The sequence below is a fragment of the Nonomuraea sp. NPDC050643 genome, assembly GCF_040654715.1.
GTDB lineage: Bacteria > Actinomycetota > Actinomycetes > Streptosporangiales > Streptosporangiaceae > Nonomuraea.
On the sequence record NZ_JBFAIM010000010.1, the window covers coordinates 236,903 to 253,469 of the forward strand.

Annotated in this window: 18 protein-coding genes; 9 read left to right on the forward strand and 9 right to left on the reverse strand. The window is 72.1% G+C overall.

What is annotated here, in order from left to right; translation table 11 throughout:
* Positions 1 to 228: 228 nt before the first annotated feature.
* Positions 229 to 585, forward strand: coding sequence for a hypothetical protein (locus tag AB0I15_RS15860; protein ID WP_358095231.1), 357 nt, complete (start codon positions 229 to 231; stop codon positions 583 to 585).
* Here AB0I15_RS15860 and AB0I15_RS15865 read toward each other — a convergent pair.
* The 3 genes from AB0I15_RS15865 to AB0I15_RS15875 form a co-directional block, all read right to left on the reverse strand.
* The gene (locus tag AB0I15_RS15865; RefSeq protein ID WP_358095233.1) at positions 560 to 1,954 is read right to left on the reverse strand and encodes an APC family permease; all 1,395 of its coding nucleotides are present in this window, start codon (positions 1,952 to 1,954) and stop codon (positions 560 to 562) included. The two genes, AB0I15_RS15860 and AB0I15_RS15865, sit on opposite strands and share 26 nt — an antisense overlap.
* A 173-nt stretch (positions 1,955 to 2,127) precedes the next feature.
* Positions 2,128 to 2,484, reverse strand: coding sequence for a hypothetical protein (locus tag AB0I15_RS15870; RefSeq protein WP_358095235.1), 357 nt, complete (start codon positions 2,482 to 2,484; stop codon positions 2,128 to 2,130).
* Positions 2,485 to 2,582: 98 nt separating this feature from the next.
* On the reverse strand, positions 2,583 to 2,834 hold the full coding sequence (locus tag AB0I15_RS15875) for a winged helix-turn-helix domain-containing protein (RefSeq protein WP_358095236.1): 252 nt from the start codon (positions 2,832 to 2,834) through the stop codon (positions 2,583 to 2,585).
* Between the two features lie 284 nt (positions 2,835 to 3,118).
* On the opposite strand from AB0I15_RS15875, the gene AB0I15_RS15880 reads away from it, so the two are divergent.
* Together AB0I15_RS15880 and AB0I15_RS15885 are read left to right on the forward strand one after the other, a co-directional pair.
* Complete coding sequence (locus AB0I15_RS15880) at positions 3,119 to 3,490, forward strand: STAS domain-containing protein (RefSeq protein ID WP_358095238.1); 372 nt, start codon at positions 3,119 to 3,121, stop codon at positions 3,488 to 3,490.
* Entirely contained in the window at positions 3,490 to 3,858 is a 369-nt protein-coding gene (locus AB0I15_RS15885) for an STAS domain-containing protein (RefSeq protein ID WP_358095240.1), read from the forward strand. Before AB0I15_RS15880 ends, AB0I15_RS15885 begins: the two co-directional genes overlap by 1 nt.
* 31 nt (positions 3,859 to 3,889) lie before the next feature.
* Here AB0I15_RS15885 and AB0I15_RS15890 read toward each other — a convergent pair whose 3' ends face one another.
* Entirely contained in the window at positions 3,890 to 6,028 is a 2,139-nt protein-coding gene (locus AB0I15_RS15890; protein WP_358095242.1) for a fibronectin type III domain-containing protein, read from the reverse strand.
* Between the two features lie 260 nt (positions 6,029 to 6,288).
* Between AB0I15_RS15890 and AB0I15_RS15895 the strand changes: the two genes are divergently transcribed.
* Positions 6,289 to 7,482: an MFS transporter gene (locus AB0I15_RS15895; protein WP_358095243.1), complete on the forward strand. Its 1,194-nt coding sequence runs from the start codon at positions 6,289 to 6,291 to the stop codon at positions 7,480 to 7,482.
* Between the two features lie 64 nt (positions 7,483 to 7,546).
* Here the strand turns inward: AB0I15_RS15895 and AB0I15_RS15900 are convergent, their stop codons facing one another.
* The 5 genes from AB0I15_RS15900 to AB0I15_RS15920 all read right to left on the reverse strand — a co-directional run bounded on the left by AB0I15_RS15900 (position 7,547) and on the right by AB0I15_RS15920 (position 12,385).
* Complete coding sequence (locus tag AB0I15_RS15900; RefSeq protein WP_358095245.1) at positions 7,547 to 8,533, reverse strand: DUF1838 family protein; 987 nt, start codon at positions 8,531 to 8,533, stop codon at positions 7,547 to 7,549.
* 78 nt (positions 8,534 to 8,611) lie between these two features.
* Positions 8,612 to 9,427 (reverse strand): hypothetical protein, encoded by an 816-nt coding sequence (locus tag AB0I15_RS15905; protein WP_358095247.1) that lies wholly within the window; start codon positions 9,425 to 9,427, stop codon positions 8,612 to 8,614.
* Positions 9,424 to 10,395, reverse strand: a complete 972-nt coding sequence (locus tag AB0I15_RS15910; RefSeq protein WP_358095249.1) for a DUF916 domain-containing protein — start codon at positions 10,393 to 10,395, stop codon at positions 9,424 to 9,426. The genes AB0I15_RS15905 and AB0I15_RS15910 overlap by 4 nt, the downstream gene beginning before the upstream one ends.
* Positions 10,396 to 10,450: 55 nt before the next feature.
* Positions 10,451 to 11,461, reverse strand: coding sequence for a hypothetical protein (locus AB0I15_RS15915; protein WP_358095251.1), 1,011 nt, complete (start codon positions 11,459 to 11,461; stop codon positions 10,451 to 10,453).
* A 75-nt stretch (positions 11,462 to 11,536) separates the two neighbouring features.
* Positions 11,537 to 12,385: a hypothetical protein gene (locus AB0I15_RS15920; RefSeq protein ID WP_358095253.1), complete on the reverse strand. Its 849-nt coding sequence runs from the start codon at positions 12,383 to 12,385 to the stop codon at positions 11,537 to 11,539.
* Between the two features lie 109 nt (positions 12,386 to 12,494).
* On the opposite strand from AB0I15_RS15920, the gene AB0I15_RS15925 reads away from it, so the two are divergent.
* Genes AB0I15_RS15925 through AB0I15_RS15945 form a run of 5 tightly spaced genes read left to right on the forward strand, consistent with a single transcriptional unit; the run spans position 12,495 to position 16,567 of the window.
* Entirely contained in the window at positions 12,495 to 13,097 is a 603-nt protein-coding gene (locus tag AB0I15_RS15925) for a hypothetical protein (RefSeq protein ID WP_358095255.1), read from the forward strand.
* Positions 13,094 to 14,119 (forward strand): ABC transporter substrate-binding protein, encoded by a 1,026-nt coding sequence (locus AB0I15_RS15930; protein ID WP_358095257.1) that lies wholly within the window; start codon positions 13,094 to 13,096, stop codon positions 14,117 to 14,119. Before AB0I15_RS15925 ends, AB0I15_RS15930 begins: the two co-directional genes overlap by 4 nt.
* Positions 14,116 to 15,180, forward strand: coding sequence for an iron ABC transporter permease (locus tag AB0I15_RS15935; protein ID WP_358095259.1), 1,065 nt, complete (start codon positions 14,116 to 14,118; stop codon positions 15,178 to 15,180). Before AB0I15_RS15930 ends, AB0I15_RS15935 begins: the two co-directional genes overlap by 4 nt.
* Positions 15,177 to 15,971 (forward strand): heme ABC transporter ATP-binding protein, encoded by a 795-nt coding sequence (locus tag AB0I15_RS15940; RefSeq protein WP_358095261.1) that lies wholly within the window; start codon positions 15,177 to 15,179, stop codon positions 15,969 to 15,971. Before AB0I15_RS15935 ends, AB0I15_RS15940 begins: the two co-directional genes overlap by 4 nt.
* Positions 15,968 to 16,567 carry a class E sortase gene (locus tag AB0I15_RS15945; RefSeq protein ID WP_358095263.1) on the forward strand — a complete coding sequence of 200 codons (600 nt, stop codon included), beginning with the start codon at positions 15,968 to 15,970 and terminating at the stop codon, positions 16,565 to 16,567. Before AB0I15_RS15940 ends, AB0I15_RS15945 begins: the two co-directional genes overlap by 4 nt.

Consider the following 16,567-nt stretch of genomic DNA (forward strand, 5'->3'; position numbering starts at 1 on the left):
TCTCTCAGTGGACTTCGTCGGACCAGTGAGGGAGGCCGGCCCTGGACACGCTGGGCTTGCCCGGATGGCCGCTCGTGCCGATCGTCACCGGTGCGGCCTATCTCGTGGCGGGCGTGACGGCGTGGCGGGTGAGGTCTCGTCGCCGGCTGGCGGTGGCCCTGTCCGTGCAGGTCGCCTTCGCCGCGATCCCGCTGGCCTTCCTCTGGGGCCTGCTGCGCCGCCGCCCTCATGAGCCTGATCATGGCCGGCTACCTGGCCCTGGACGGCGCTCATCGACCGGACGACCCCTTCCTGTGGCCGGACGTGGCCGTGGCCGCGTTCCTGGCGATCAGGAGCGCGCTGCCGGCCAGGCACGCGCCCACCGCGCTGCTGTTCGCCTTCGGCTGGGCGGGAGGGGTCCTGACGGTCTCGGTCTTCAGTTACGTGGTCCGTGGCGAGTTCGCCTGGCCGAACCTCGGCCTGGTGCTGATCGCCGTCGCCATGGCGGCCCTGCTCGCCCGGCACGTCACGCGGGACCCGACCCGCGGCCGTCGCCAGGCGAGCTCGGCCGGCTCCGAGGCTAGGAGCGTTGGCGCTGGTGGGTGAACCAGGTGACCGCCCACAGGACCAGGCCGATCGCCAGCAGCACACCCGCGATCCGATACTGGCCCACCGGACGCCCTGAGGACCACGGCAGCACCAGATACAGGCACGTGATCGTCCCCACCACGGGCAGAACGCGGCCCGCGTGGAAGTGCTGACCCGCCACCTTGTCCTTGCGCAGGACGAGCACGGACAGGTTGACGAGGGCGAAGACCGCGAGCAGGAGCAGCGACGTCGTCCCGCCCAGCAGCGAGACGACCGGGCTGTCGGGGTCGAGCGAGACGAACGTGATGAGGCCGCCCGCGAGCAGCGTGGTGAAAAGGATCGCCGCCTGCGGGGTGCGCCGCGTGGCGTGCACCTGGGCCAGGAACGGCGGCAGCACGCCCTGCTTGCCCATCCCGTAGAGCAGCCGGCTGGCCATCAGCATGTTGATCAGCGCGGAGTTCGCCACCGCGAACATCGAGATGAACGGCAGCAGGTCGGAGATCGGGAAGCCGGGCGCCGCGGTCTGCACCACCGTGGACAGCGGGGTCTCGCTGGCGGCGAGCTCCCCGACGGGGACCACGGCGACGGCGCAGATGGACACGAGGACGTAGATCAGCCCCGTGATCCCGATGCCGGTGAACATCATGCGGGGGAAGATCCGCGCCGGCTCCTTGGTCTCCTCGGCCATGTTGACCGAGTCCTCGAACCCGACCATGGCGAAGAAGGCCAGCGACGTCGCGGCGCTGACCGCTAGGAACACGCTCTTGTCGGAGGGCGTCTCGAACGCGACGACACGGGAGAAGTCGGCGTTCCCGCCGGAGATGAAGTACGCGCTGATCACGATGACGAGCAGCAGACCCGAGAGCTCGACGGCCGTGAGGACGACGTTGACCTTGACGCTCTCGCCGACGCCGCGCAGGTTGACCGCCAGGACCAGGAGCATGAAGGCCAGCGCGATCATCAGGATGACGCCGTTGCCGACGTCGAGGCCGAACCCGGTGGCGAGGTTCGCGGCGAAGGCCCGCGACGCCGCCGAGGCCGAGGTGATGCCCGAGCACATCACGGCGAAGCACACCAGGAAGGTCAGAATGTGTTTGCCGAAGGCCTTATGGACATAGAGGGCGGCGCCCGCGGCCTGCGGATATTTGGTGACCAACTCCAGATAGGAGCACGCCGTGATCAACGCGACGATGAAGGCGATGGCGAAGGGCAGCCAGGCGGCGCCCCCCACCTCGCCGGCGACCTGGCCGGTCAGCGCGTAGATCCCGGTGCCGAGAATGTCACCGATGATGAAGAGCAACAGCAGACCCGGGCCCATCACCTGCTTCAGGGCGGGCGGGTCGTTGCCGTCGGCTACGGGAGGACTGGGGGGACTGGTCTGGGCCATGGCAGTGGTCCTTGACGATCGTTCGGTTCGGTTCCTGACACATTACGGGTCGACGCAACTATCCGTAAGGCCGCGTAACCGTCCGTCCCATCGCGTCGCCCGGCTCTCCGCCGGGCGACGGGCTCCCCTCCCGCGGGCGGTCGCCCGTGCGGGGCGACCGCCGATGGGCGCCGTCAGCAGGTGACGGTCCTCTCGTAGCGCGCGAAGGTCGAGTCGAGCCACTTCCAGACCCGGATCTGGCCGGGCCTGAACCCGGTCCAGCACGGGCTGTCCGGGCCGCGCTTGACGATGACCTTGACCCGCATGGTCTTGCGGCACTTGTTCCGCAGCACGATGGTCCCGACGGGCTTGGCGGCGTAGCGGGCCACACAGGCCGGGGCCGTGCCCCCGAGCGCCTGGGCGCCCGCGGCCTGGACCGCCGTGACGCTCGCGTTCGCCGCCGGTGCGGTGGCGAACAGCCCGGCCGAGAGCGCGCCGGCGATGGCCACGCCGGCGACCGAGGCGCGCAGGCGGATGGATGTCCTGGTCATGTTCTGGCCTTCCTCTCGTGGTGATCGACGTGAGGAACGTAGGCCGGGGACGGTTGAGGATGTGTTGAGGATCCGTGCGGGCCGCCGGGCCGAGCCGTTCAGGGCTCCAGGTCGTGGTCGGTGAAGATGCCGATCAGCAGGCGGACGGGCAGGCCGGACTCGGTGGGATAGCGGAAGTGCAGGTCGAGGTCGAGGCTGTAGCGGTTGCGCCGGCCGACGCGCTCCCGGTTGAGGTAGCCCGCCGTGTAGAGATCGGACACGATCATCTGCACCGCCCGCTCGGTGATGCCGATCCTTTCGGCGATGTCACGCAGGCGCGCCTCGGGATCGCGGGCGATCTCCACCAACACCCGGGCATGATGGGTCAGAAACGTCCACGTTGACGGGCGGTCCTTCGAAGTGGCCACGGCCCTTTGTGCTCTCTCCGCCTGAGCTCTCCGCTTTCCGGAGGCGGACGAAATCCTTACCAGAAGATCTTATGACGAATTGTCTTTCGCGTAACAGCCTTCGGCCGTAGCCTCTTCCGTGACGGCATCGACGCCGTCACAGCCGTAGCCGACCTACTTGGGGGACCACTCATGTTCGTCACCGTCGCCCACATGCCGACAGGTTGAGCCGCGCAGCCGAGGTCGCCATGTCTCCCCTCAGTCTGAACTGCCGGCCGCTGCCCGCGGGTGTGCTGATCACCGTGGCCGGCGAGCTCGACGCCACCAACGCCGACCACCTCGAGTCCTCAGTCGGCCGTTCGCGCCTGCCGGGCGGGCCTCTGGTCCTCGATCTGGGCGGGCTGACCTTCATGGACAGCAGCGGCCTGCACGCGCTGTTACGCGTGCACGCCGACGTACGGCGGGAGGGCGGGGCCCTGCACCTGGCCGCCGTGCAGGACCTGCCGGCCCGGATCCTGCAGATCACCGGAGTGTGGGACGCCATGAACATCCATGCGGGGGTGGAGGAGGCCACCACCGCCATCCTCGATCACCCCACCGGCCGCTTCGGGCGGACGTGATGAAGCTGACCAGCCGCCACCTGCCGGGCGTGACACTGATCACGCTGTCGGGGGAGGTGGACGCCGCGACCTCCGGCTACCTGGAGACCTACGTCGACCGGGTGCGCCGTGACCTGCACGAGCACCTGATCATCGACGTGAGCCGGCTGACCTTCCTGGACAGCTCCGGCCTGGCCGTGCTGCTCGCCGCCGCCACCCTCGCCCGCGCCCACGGCGCGGCCCTGCACCTGGCCGGGCTCCAGACGAGGGTGGCCCGGCTGCTGGAGATCACCGGCGCCTGGCGGGCCGTGACCGTGTACGACCACGTGGAGCAGGCGATCGCCGCGGTGCGGGCGCTCGACCGCGCCGAGCCGACGGAGCCGGCCTGAGGTCCGGCCCCTCGCTCAGGGGGCCGGGAGGTCAGGCGCAGGTGTATCCGGACGGAAGGGCGGTGTCGCCGTTCGGGCGGGTCGCCTGGAAGCCGACGCCGGTGGTGGCGGCTCCCGGGGCGAGGGTGCCGTTGTGGCCGGCGTTCCTGATGGTCACGGTCTGGCCGCTGGCGGTGGCGGTGCCGTTCCAGGAGCCGGTCAGCGTGTGCCCGGCGGGCAGCGTGAAGGTGACCGTCCATCCGGTGATCGTCGAGGTGCCGGTGTTGGTGATGGTGAGCGGCTGGATGACGTACCCGGTGGCCCACTGGGTCTGTACGGTCGGGACGGCCGTGCAGGTTCCGGTGGACGTGCCGGGCTGGGTGGTGACCGCCGCGGTGTTCGACACCGGTGAGGCGTTGCCCGCGGCGTCCCGCGTCCTGACCTGGTAGCGGTACGTGGTGCTCGGCGTCAGGCCCGTGTCGGTGTACGAGGTCGTGGCCGAGGTGCCGGCCTGGGCGAACGTGCCGCCACTCGCGCCGGGGGCGCGCAGGACGTCGTAACCGGCGACGCCGGTGTCGTCGGTCGAGGCGGTCCAGCTCAGGGTCGTGCCGGTGGCCGTGGTGCCCGAGGCCACCAGGCCGGCCGGGGCCGTCGGCGGCGAGGTGTCGCCACCGCCGGTGGCCGTGGTGAACGTGACCGGCGGCGACTCGCCGGACAGGTTGCCCGCGCCGTCGCGCGCCCGTACGTACACCTGGTACTGGGTGTTCGCGGTCAGCCCGGTGAGGGTGATCGAGTTGGTGGCGGACTGGCCGAGCCGCGGGTCGGTGGCGCCCTGCTCGCGGTGGACGTCGTACCCGGCCAGGCCGGATCCGCCCTGGTCGGTGGAGGCGGCCCAGGTCAGCGTGGCGCCGGTGGCGGTGACGTTGGACGCGGCCGGGGCGCCCGGCGTGCTCGGGGCGGTGGTGTCGCCGGAGTCGCCGAGGGTGGGCGTCTGCCAGTCCCGCCACTCGGCCAGGTTGCCGCTCGCCCTCGACGAGATCCGCATCGCACCGGGCGCGTTGCCCGTCTTCAGCAGGAACTTCTGGATGTTCTGCTGCAACGGGGTCCGCCATTCCGGCCGGTTGGCGCAGTGGCTGCCGTCCTGGACGTCGGACCAGTACGTGATGTTCTCCCCGGCGCCGAGCGCCTTGTAGACCTCGGCCCCGCCGAGCGCCGCCACGCTCGCGGACCTGGGGCCCAGATTGGTGATGTGCGGGTTGTCCATGATGAACAGCCCGCGCGGCGCGACCATGGCCACCATCTCGTGCGTGTCCACCGGGAGCCGGCCCGGACTGCCGGTGAAGGTGCCGAAGGCGTCGCCCAGCCAGGGCTGCTCGCCGTACGCGCTGCTCAGGCTCTGGGCGCCCTCGCCGGGGATGCCGCGGAAGATGGGCACGCCGGCGCTGCCCGACTCGATCGGCATGGTCAGGGCGATGCGCTGGTCGAACGCGCCGACCACGAAGGCGCCCTTGCCGAACCGCGAGCAGCCCGTGACGCCGGTCGCGTCGGCCCGCAGGATGGCGCCGCCCGACTGCTCGATGACGTCGATGACCCGGCTCACGCCCCAGGCCCAGGCCAGCAGCAGCCCTGTGCTGCTCGAGGAGCCGTACACGCTGTAGAAGGCGCCCTGCTTGTTGCTGCGCGGGGTGCCCTCGCGCCCGACCGCGTACGGGTCGTAGGTGATGACGGCGGCGCCGGCCGCGGTGATGGCGGCCGTGTCCGCGCCGAATCCGCCCAGGACGAAGACGGCCGGGAACGGTCCGGAGCCACTGGGCAACGAGACGCCCGCCGAGAAACTGGAGCTTCTGCCGTTGTGGCTGACGTTGACCGTGATGCCGGTTCTCGAGACCGTGCCCGTGACGCTCGACGGCTTCGCGGGCTTCTCGCCGTAGACGAACTTCTCGGCCAGTCTCTTGATCTCCTCCCGGCGGCACCGCCACTCGGACCTGGTGGTGATGCGCGTGCCGTCCAGCTTCCTGAAGGGATCGGGAAGCCGGGAGTTGGTGGGCAAGGATCCCGCGTCGGGCAGGGTGGGCACCGCGCAGTCGGCGCCTTCGTTCTCGACGCCGGCGGCCGCGGCGCTCTGGACGGGCGCCAGCGTCACCGCTCCCGCCACCGCCAGCGCGACGACCCTCGAAAGGATCTTGATCACCGGGGCTCTCCCTTCCGGGGTGGGGGTGTTGGCGATCAGTCTGAGAATCGTCCCGAAACATGTCAACGCAGAAGCCGAAATATTTCGGCTGACATCATATCTGAGCAGCGAGAACCGTCGAAAATTTCGGAAACTAGCTGAAAATAGGCAGTCTTCGCTCGCTTCGGCTGGCGATCGCCGAAACTTTCGACCAGTGGGCGGTTCCCGGCGCGAAGGCCCCACCGTGGCGGAATTCGCCCTGGGGGCTATCGTCACGTCTGATGACCACACAAACCGTCGGCCCGTCGGCACGCTTACGAAGGCTCAACATCGCGCTGATCGTCGTGTGCCAGAGCATGCAGGGCCTGGCCTTCGGCGGCATCGCCCTGTTCCTGCCGCTCATCCGCGGGGACCTCGGCATCAGCCCGTCCCAGGCCGGGCTGATCGCCGCCGCCGGCACGTTCACGTACGCGCTCATGCAGATCCCGTCCGGCTACCTGTCGGACCGGTTCGACCCCAAGCGCCTGTTCGTGGCCGGGCTGCTCGGCACCAACCTGCTCTCGATCACCTTCGCCCTGCTGGACTCCTACGGCTGGCTCCTCGCCAACCAGGCGGTCTCCGGGATCTTCCGGTCGCTGGTGTTCGCCCCCGGCCTCATGCTGATCAGCCGCCAGTTCCGCGAGGACCGCCGGGCCACGGCCATGGGCCTGTACGTGGCCGGCGGCTTCTCCTCCAACATCCTGCTCAACGCGCTCGGCCCGGCGCTGGTCGGCCCGCTCGGCTGGCGCTGGCTGCTGATCCTCTTCGCCGCCAGCGGCCTGCTGGTCCTGCTCGCGTTCGCCAAGCTGGGCGCCCCGGCCCCGCGCAAGGCCGGCGCCAAGCCGCCGACCTGGACCGAGGCCCGCGAGCTCCTGGCGCACCGGGCCGTGTGGCTGGCCGGCTTCATCCAGTTCGTCCGCCTGGCGGTGGTCACCGGGATGGCGTTCTGGCTGCCCAGCCTCATCGTCGAGGACAAGGGGCACTCGCTCGCCGTGGCGGGCGCCGTCGTGGCCATCGGCGCGGCGGTGACGGCCCCGTCGAACTTCCTGGGCGGCTGGGTGTCCGACCGCCTCGGCCGCCCGCTCGCCGTCGTGGGCCTCTCCCTGGGCATGCTGGCCGTCACGATCTTCCTCATCCCCTGGGTGGACGCCCTCCCGGCCCTGATCGCGGTGATCGCCGTGAACTCGATCTTCCTCCAGCTCTACTTCGGGCCCCTGTTCGCCGTGCCGCTGCGCTACGTCGGCACCGCCAACCCGGGCCTGGTCACCGGGTTCGGCAACTTCTGCGCCAACCTCGGGGGCGTGGCCTTCTCGTTCGGGCTGGGCGCCTTCAAGGACGCGACCGGCTCCTTCGACGCCGGGCTGTGGGCCCTGTCCGGCATGTGCGCCGCGGCCCTGGCGGTCACCTGGCTGATCTCCCGCCTGCCCAAGCCCTGAGACCTCGGCGCCGCTGCGGCGCCGAGGTTCGCGGACGGGCTCGGACGGGCGCGGACCGGCGCGGTCAGGCGCGCCCGTTGGCGGCGCACCAGCCGGCCCAGGTGGTGGCACCCTTGCCGAGTTGCTTGTTGTAGAAGGAGCTCCAGGAGTTCTCGCTCGGGCCGGGAGCGCTGGGCGTGCTCTTGTACAGCGGGTAGTCCGCCTCGATCTCGGCGCGCAGCCACGACTCGATGTCGGCGTAGGAGTTCAGCGACCAGCTTCGGGCGCGGTAGGTGAGCTGCCCGCGCACCTCGCTCTCGGCCAGGCACATGAACGGCGTCCACGGGCTCGTGCGCGCCCAACTGATCTTCGTCTTCATGGCCCCGGAGGGCACCCTGCCCGCGACGGCGCGGGCGGCCACCTCGCGGTCGTCCACGGAGAAGTCGAACATCTCCTGCGCCGCGTACACGCCGCCGACCAGCCCGAACCGCTCGCCGAGACCGGTGCCGAAGTCGGTGCGGACGGGGATGTCACTGGTCCAGACGCTCTCGTCGTACGACTGGCGCAGCGGCGGGCCCACGTAGGACGGGGTGACGGTGAACGGGCCGAAGTTCACCGTGTCGTTGTTGATGGGGACGACCGGGTAGGTCTTCTGGTCGAGGGGGTTCTTCCACTCCCGCAGGATCCGCGTCGGGTCGGCGGGGTCGGTGTAGAAGACGATCTCGCGGGAGAGCTGGTAGAGCTGGTTGGTGTCCGGCACCCGGTAGAGGCGGCGGATGTTGTAGCCCTCGATGTTGAACAGCTTCTGGCCGTGGCGTAACGCCGGGTCCAGGCTGTTGCCCTCGACGTTGGCATAGACACTGCCGGAGATCCGGAAGATCATGTCCTTCCCGTCGGGGCGGCCGAACGTCTGCAGCGAGAGCAGGGCGCTTTTGTCCGTGACCGTCTTGAAGACCGGGCCTGGACTCGTCGAGGGGGCCGGCTCGCCGTCCGCCACCGCCGTGGCGGGGGCGGCGACGCTCATGAACAGGGCGGCAAGGGCGACTGACCTCGTCAGATGGCGTTTGATCATGGGGGGCATTATTCCTTCCCTCCTCTTCTCACCACCTCCAGGGTGGCCTCCGGCTCGCGGGCGGGCGCGGCCTTGCCGTCACGACGGGACGAGCTCCTGTTCGCGTCGCCCGGACGCGGGTATCGGCGCGCTGAAGACGATCCACGCGGTGGTCAGGTGCAGCGGGACGACCAGGAGCGCGAGCAGGGCGAACGGGTAGACCGAGTCGCCGGCGCGCACGACGGCGTCCTGGACCGTCCCCGTGATCTCGTAGTCGCCGAAGACCGGGCCCTCCAGCGGCACCTCCACGCGGAACGTACGCTGCTCGCCCGGCTGGATCGTCCCCAGCCCCGGTGCGGCGACGACCGCGCCCGGCGCCCCCCGAGGGCCGGCCGAGAGGGTGACCGGAGGGTCGACGGCCGGGGCCGTGCCGTCGTTCCGCACGGTGATCTCCAGGGGACTGGTGCCGGACATGCCGAACAGCCACCACCACGACGGCCCGTCCGGCATCGCGGTGCCGACGATCGTGAGCCGGGACGTCCCCTGGGCCGCGGGGGCGGGCGCCGTCTCGGGAGCGCCGGTGAGCCGGAGGGGCGCGGTCACGACGGCCCCGCCGGTCACCCCCGTGGCCGCCACCACGCAGGGGCACGCGACCGGCGGGGCGGACAGGGGGAGGGAGGTTCGGGTGGCGCCGCCGTCGAGCACGACGGCGGTGACCCCGCCGGAGACGGCACAGTCGCCCGAGCCCCCGCGCCGTTCGTTGCCGCACACCTCGACGAGCACGTTGCCCGACGGCCAGCCGCTCAAGGCGACGGTGATCGTCTCACCCACGGCCGCCTCCGCCCGGTCCAGCCCGATCGCCGGGGCGGGCGCGGGGGCCAGCAGCAGCCAGCCGAGCAGCAGGAGGGCCCTCATCGCCGGCGCCGCCGGATCCGTACCACGACGATCACCGCCACGGCGAGGGCGAGGACGGCGGTGAGGAGCCAGGGGACGGCCCAGCGCGCCGTGGCGCGGGCGATCGGCTCGGACACCGCCACGCGCGGGCTGAGGGTGACGGTGGCGGTGACCCGGCCGGCCGGGAAGACACCCTCGAACCGTTCCTTGACCGTCAGCGTGCTCCCGGGCAGCACCTCGGGCAGCTCCTTGCCCCGCTCCCCGAGCGACCAGCCCAGCGGGCCGGCCAGGCTCACCTCACTGCCCGCGCCCAGCCGTACGTTGCCGGTGTTGCGCAGGGTGTAGGTCACCTCGGCGCCGCCGCCGGCGAACGGGTTGACCGGATCGTCGTAGGCCACGTCGAGCGCGTCGAACTGGAGCGCGGGCCGCAGCGGCCCCGCCACGCGCAGGTAGACGCGGGCCGCCACCCGCCGGTCGACCTTGATGCGCTGCCCGTTCCCCGAGAGCGCCTCCCCGGAGACCGACCCGATGACGCCGCCCACGTGGTCCCCGGGGGTGGCGTCGGCGGGCACGGTGATGGCGAAGGGGACGTCGGTCCGCCTGCCCGGCTGGATGGTGTGTGTGGCGGTGGAGACGGCGATCCAGGTGCCGGCGCCGGACGCCGCCTTGTCGGCGGTGAGCAGCGCGAACGAGCCGTCCGGGGTGGTGAAGGCGTCGGTGCCGTAGATGTTCACGGTCAGCGGGTCACCGCCCAGGTTGGTGACGCCGACGTAGTCGGTGATCGTCTGGCCGGGCCGGACGTCGTAGACGAAGTAGTCGCGGCCGGTCGGGCCGCTCGCCGACGAGGGCTGCACGGCCCAGCGGAGGTCGTCCGCGGCGGGCGCGGTCCCGTGGACGCCGGCGGAGGCCGGCGCGGCCCGGAGGACCTCGCCGGCGCTCGGCACGGCCCAGCCGACCAGCAGGGCGAAGGCGGCGGCCAGCTTCTTCATAGCGGTTAACCTTCACGAAGAGGGTGGTGGACGATTCAGGCGTCCACCACCCGGCTTACGACAGGGTGAGCGTCAGCGTGGCGCTGTAGCCGCCAGGCTTGGTCCCACCCGGGATACCGAGGTTGAGCGCGGCCCCGCAGTCCGAGGAGCCCGCGCCCTTGCCGGTCGGGGCGGTGCAGAGCGCCGCCGCAGTGCCGAAGCCCGTGCCCGGCCGCACCACGCCGCCGGCGGTGACGCCGTCGCCCGTGGCGGTCGGCGCCCACCCGAGCTGCGCCGCGGGGATGGTGCCCGCGTCGCCGGTGAAGTCGCCGATCTGGCCGACCAGGCTCCACCCGGCCGAGCTGCCGCGCTGGTCGGTGACCGTCGCGGCGTTCATCTGCCCGGTGGCCGTGCCGCCGACCGTCGCGGCCGACAGCGCCACCGCGTCACCGGCCACCGACAGCGACAGCGCGCCGCCGGTGACGTCGACCGACAGGGTCTGGTCGGCGGTCGCGACCGGGTCGGTCCCCGGGTCGGGATCGGGGTCGGGGTCGCCGCCCCCGCTCTTCCACGTCACGGGGATCTGCACGTCCTGCGTACGGTCGCCGCCCCGCGTGTGGTCGGCCCTGGTGTACACGACGCACTGGACACCGGCCGCCGTGCAGTCCGCGCCCTGGTCGTCGGTCGCCTTGACGTCCAGGGTGAGGTCGAATCCGCCCTTGCCGTTGCCCTCGTCGGTGTACGGCTTGGCGATGCCGACCCCGTACGGCGGCGGGTTGGACGAGATCCAGTACATGCCGTGGCTCTGCCCGGTCATGTCGATGCCGCCCACACACGGCGTGGCCACCTGCCCCGCGCCGTTGGACACGCACAGCGCGAGGTAGATGCCCTTGCCGATGTCGTATCCCGTGCCGGTGACGCGGATGCTCTCACCGGCGGGATCGATCTCGGCCTTGGCGGCGGTCAGCGTCTGGCCCTGGGGCCCGGTGGCGCTGACGTCCGCCAGGGCGGGGCCGGCCAGGGAGCCGAGAGCCAACGCCAGTCCGGCCACCACCACTGCGGCGCGCCGCAGCTTCAGGGTGCTCATGGTCCTCACTTTCTGTTGGCGGGAACCGGGGCGGTGACGCCCCGGTCGTGCCGGAGGGGTCTCCGGCGACGTCTTCTACCGGCGGGCGCCGGCGCGGATCTCACGGCCGATGTACATGAGCATCCCGCCGCCCGCCAGCACGGCCAGCCCGACCACCGTGGCCGTCCACACGTCCACGCCGGTTTTGGCGAGCTTGGCGCGCCGGGTGGGCTCGGGGGTCGGCGTCTGCTCGACCTTGGCGTCGATCTGCGTCTCGACGTCCCCGCTCGGCGTGCTCTCGGGCGACCGCGTGGCGGACGGGGTCACAGACGGGGTCACAGACGGGGTCACAGACGGGTTCGCTGACGGGGTCGCGCTCGGGGTGGGCGTGGGAGTGGGGGAGGGGCTGGTGGAGCCGCCGCCGGCGGAGAAGGTGAGGGGGATCCTGACGTCCTGCGTCCTGTCGGCGCTGCGCGTGTGGTCGGCCCTGCTGTAGACGACGCACCTGACGCCGGCGGCCGTGCAGTCGGTGCCGATGTCGTCCTTGGCCTTCACACTCAGCTTGATGCTGAAGCCGCCCTTGCCGCCGCCCTCGTCGGTGTACGGCAGGGCGAGGTCCTTGCCGTAGTCGGGCGGGTTGGAGGAGATCCACTTGGAGCTGCCGCTGCCGCCGCTCATGTCGACGCCGCCCACGCAGGGAGTGGCGAGCTGCCCGGCGCCCTTGTCCACACAGACGGCCACGTAGATGCCCTTGGCGACGTCGTAGCCCTTGCCCGTGACGGTGATCTCCTCACCGGCCGGGCTGAGGGCGGCCTTGGAGACGGTCAGGGTCTGGCCCTGAGGTCCGGTCGCCGACTCGTCCGCGGCCTGTGCCGGTCCTGCGAGCAGGGGCACCGCGATCGCCAGGATTCCCGCCGTGAGCAGCAGGCGGGTCGGAACCACCACGTGGACACTCCCTTGTCTCCCCTGTACATTGATCTAACCTTGTTAGGTGAGCCTTACCTAAGTTCGCGCCGTGATTGGATCACCTTCCGAGGGAGAAGTCAACATTTTGATGACACAACGTCATAAAGTAGGCGCCGCGTGCCTGCTGCTCCCCCTGTCTCTCGCCCTCTCGCCCTCTCCCGCAGCCACCGGCGCGGCCGGTCAGCGGCTGACGGTTTCGCAGGCCGCGGGCCTGTCCCCCGACGGGGAGACGATCACGGTCACGGGCTCGGGGTACGACGCGTCCAAGGGCGTCTACGTCGCCTTCTGCGTCCTGCCCAAACCGGGCGAACTGCCCACGCCCTGCGGCGGCGGCGCCGACCTGTCGGGAGCGTCCGGCGCGTCCAAGTGGATCTCCTCCAACCCGCCCAAGTACGGCGAGGGCCTGGCCCAGCCGTACGGTGACGCCGGATCGTTCACGGTCACCCTCAAGATCAGCCCGGTCATCGGCGTCGCGGCCGAGGGCTCCCAGGTCTTCGACTGCCGCGAGCTCTCCTGCGGGATCGTCACCCGGGCCGACCACACGCGCACCGCCGACCGCAGCCAGGACGTGTTCGTGCCGGTCACGTTCGCCGGCGGCTTCCCCACGGGCCCGGTGGCGGCGGGCGTCGGCGGGGTGCTGGTGCTGGCCGCTGGCGCGGTGATCGTGGCCCGGAGGAGAAGGCCGGCATGAGGTTCGCCCCCTGGCTGGTGGCGCTGGCCCTGGCCGTCTCGGGGTGCGCGCGCGCCGAGCCGCCGCGCGCGCCCGTACCGTCGGCCCCGCCGTCCGTCCCGCCGCTGGAGATCCTCCCGGACGAGCCCCGGCCGGACCTGCCCGTGAAGCCGACCTCGGCGGACGGCACGAAGGTCACGGTCACCGACGTCTCCAGGATCCTTCCGCTCACGGGCGCGATCGCCGAGGTCGTCTTCACCCTGGGCCTGGGCGGCAACGTCGTCGGCAGGGACATCGCCGCGACGTTCCCCGAGGCCGCGCACCTGCCGCTGGTGACCCGCGCGCACGACGTCTCCGTGGAGGGCGTGCTGTCGCTGCGCCCCACCGTGATCCTGGCCGACCGCGACACCGGCCCGCCCGAGGCGATGGAGCAGCTCCGCGGGTCCGGCATCCCGGTCGTCATCGTCGATCCCGCGTGGAGCCTGCCCGAGGTGACCCCGCGCATCAAGACGATCGCCCGCGCCCTCGGCGTGGCCGGCGCGGGCGACCGGCTGGCCGAGCGCACCGAGGCCCAGGTACGCGCGGCGCGCGCCAAGGCCCAGGTACGCGCGGCGCGCGCCAAGGCCCAGGTACGCGCGGCGCGCGCCAAGGCCCCGGCGGCGGCCAAGCCCCGGGTCGCCTTCCTCTACCTGCGGGGCACGGCCGGCGTCTACCTGATCGGCGGCAAGGGGTCGGGGGCCGACTCCATGATCGAGGCGGCGGGAGGCGTGGACGCGGGCTCTGCGATGGGCCTGACCAAGGCGTTCACCCCGATCACCACCGAGGCGCTGATCGCCGCCCGGCCCGACGTCATCCTCGTCATGAGCAAGGGTCTGGCCTCCGTCGGCGGCGTCGACGGCCTGGTCAAGATCCAGGGCATCGCGCAGACGCCCGCCGGCCAGGGGCGCCGGGTCGTCGACATCGAGGACGGCTCGCTGCTCAACTTCGGCCCCCGCACCGCCCGCGTGCTGGAGACGCTGGTCGAACGGCTGTACGCGACATGAGCACGCGGCGGCTTCAACGCCCGCGTACCGGCGCCCGCCGTGGCACCGTGCTGATCACCGGGCTCGTGTGCGCGCTGGCCGTCATCTTCCTGACCTCCGGCGCGAGCGGCGCCTACCCCGCGGGGCCGGCCGACGTGCTCGGCTCCGTGCTGAGCAGGGTGGGCCTGGCGCAGGGCGCCGCGCTCGACCGGCTCACCGAGACCGTCCTGTGGGACGTGCGCTTCCCCCGCGTGGTCCTCGGCGTGCTCATCGGCGCCAGCCTCGGCGTGGCCGGGGCGCTGATGCAGGGCGTCTTCCACACCCCGCTGGCCGAACCCGGCGTCATCGGCATCTCCTCCGGCGCCGCGCTCGGCGCCGTCGCGGCGATCGTGGCCGGATTCACGCTGCTGGGCACCTGGTCGGTGAGCGCCGCCGCCTTCCTGGGCGGGCTCGCCTCGGTCATCGGCGTCTACCTGGTCGCCAGGAGCCGCGGCCGGGCCGAGGTGATCACCCTGCTGCTGACCGGCATCGCGCTGAACGCCTTCACCGGTGCGGCCATCGGCCTGCTGACCTTCTTCTCCGACGACGCCGAGCTGCGCTCGATCACCTTCTGGACCCTGGGCAGCCTCAGCGGCGCGAGCTGGCAGACGGTGCTCGCCGTCGCGCCCTGCGCCGCCCTGGGGCTGCTGGCCGCACCCCGGCTGGCCCGGCCGCTCGACCTGCTCTCGCTCGGCGAGCGCTCGGCCCGCCACCTGGGCGTGGAGGTCGAGCGGGTCCGGCTGGTCTGCGTCGTGCTCGTCGCCCTGCTCAGCGCGGCCGCGGTGGCGGTCGCCGGCATCATCACCTTCGTCGGCCTGGTCGTGCCGCAGCTCATCCGCATGATCACCGGGCCAGGACACCGCGTCCTGCTGCCCGCCAGCGCCCTGGGCGGAGCGGTGCTGCTCACGGGCGGCGACCTGGTGGCCAGGACCGTCGCGGCGCCCGCCGAGGTGCCGCTCGGCGTGCTCACCGCGCTGATCGGCAGCCCGTTCTTCTTCTGGCTGCTCATGCGCACGCGGGCCAAGCAGGGAGGCTGGGCATGACGCCGCGGCGCCCCGAGGCGGGCGCGGTCTACGCCGAGAGCCGCGCCGTGCGCTTCGGCTACGGCGGCGCCGAGGTGCTGCGCGGCGTCGACCTGAGCATCGTGGCCGGTGAGGTGCTCGCCCTCGTCGGGCCCAACGGCTCCGGCAAGTCCACGCTGCTGGCCGTGCTGGCGGGCGACGAGCGGCCGGCAGCGGGAGCCGTGCGTCTGGACGGGCGGTCCCTGGCCGGATGGACGGCCCGCGAGCAGGCGCTGCGGCGGGCGGTCCTGCCCCAGCAGCTCGCGCTGTCCTTCCCCTTCACGGTGGAGGAGGTGGTCATGATGGGCCGCGCCCCGTGGGCTCGTACCCCGCAGGAGCGGGACGACGAGGAGATCGTCGAGGCCGAGCTGGAGCGCACCTCCACCCGCGGGTTCCGCGCCCGCTCCTTCCAGGAGCTGTCCGGCGGCGAGCGCGCCCGCGTGTCCCTGGCCAGGGTGCTCGCCCAGCGCGCGCCGATGCTGCTGCTGGACGAGCCGACGGCCGCGCTCGACATCCACCACCAGGAGGCCGTGCTCGGCATCGCCCGCGCGCGGGCGGGGGAGGGCGACGCCGTCGTGGTCGTGCTCCACGACCTGGCGCTCGCCGCCGCGTACGCCGACCGGGTGGCGGTGTTGTCCGAGGGCGTGGTGGCGGCGTGCGGCCCGCCGGCCGAGGTGTTCACGGAGGAGTTGCTCTCCCGCGTCTACCGGCACGCCATCGAGGTGCTGCCGCACCCCCGGACGGGGGTTCCGCTCGTGGTGGCCAGGCGATGAGGCTGCTGGCCGCGCGGGCCGCGGGAGCGTTCGGCGAGCTGGTGCTGACCTGCGGGATCGTGCTGACCTTCTTCGCCGTCTACGGCCTGTACGGCACGGACGGCGAGATCGAGCGGCAGCAGGCCCGCCTGTCCACGGTGTGGACCGCTCCCGTCCGGCCCGCCGCCGCCCCCGCGAGCGCACCGGAGCCCGAGGAGCCGGTCAGCCGGATGCGCATCCCCCGGCTGAAGAAGAGCTGGGTGGTCGTGGAGGGCGTCTCGCAGAAGGCGCTCAAGCGCGGCCCCGGCCACTATCCGGAGACCGCGCACCCCGGCCAGGAGGGCAACTTCGCCGTCGCCGCCCACCGCATCCCCGCCTTCTTCTGGGACCTCGACCTGCTGCGCGAGGGCGACCCCGTCGTGGTGGAGACGCATGGCGCCTCCTACGTCTACCGCGTCACCGAGCGGCTCGTCGTGGCGCCCGAGGCGGTCGAGGTGCTGGCCGCCCGGCCCGGCGAGCGCCTGCTCACGCTCACCACCTGCCATCCCAAGATGGCCGACCAGCAGCGGCTGGTCGTCCACGCCGAACTGGACGAGACCGCCCGGAAGGACACCTGA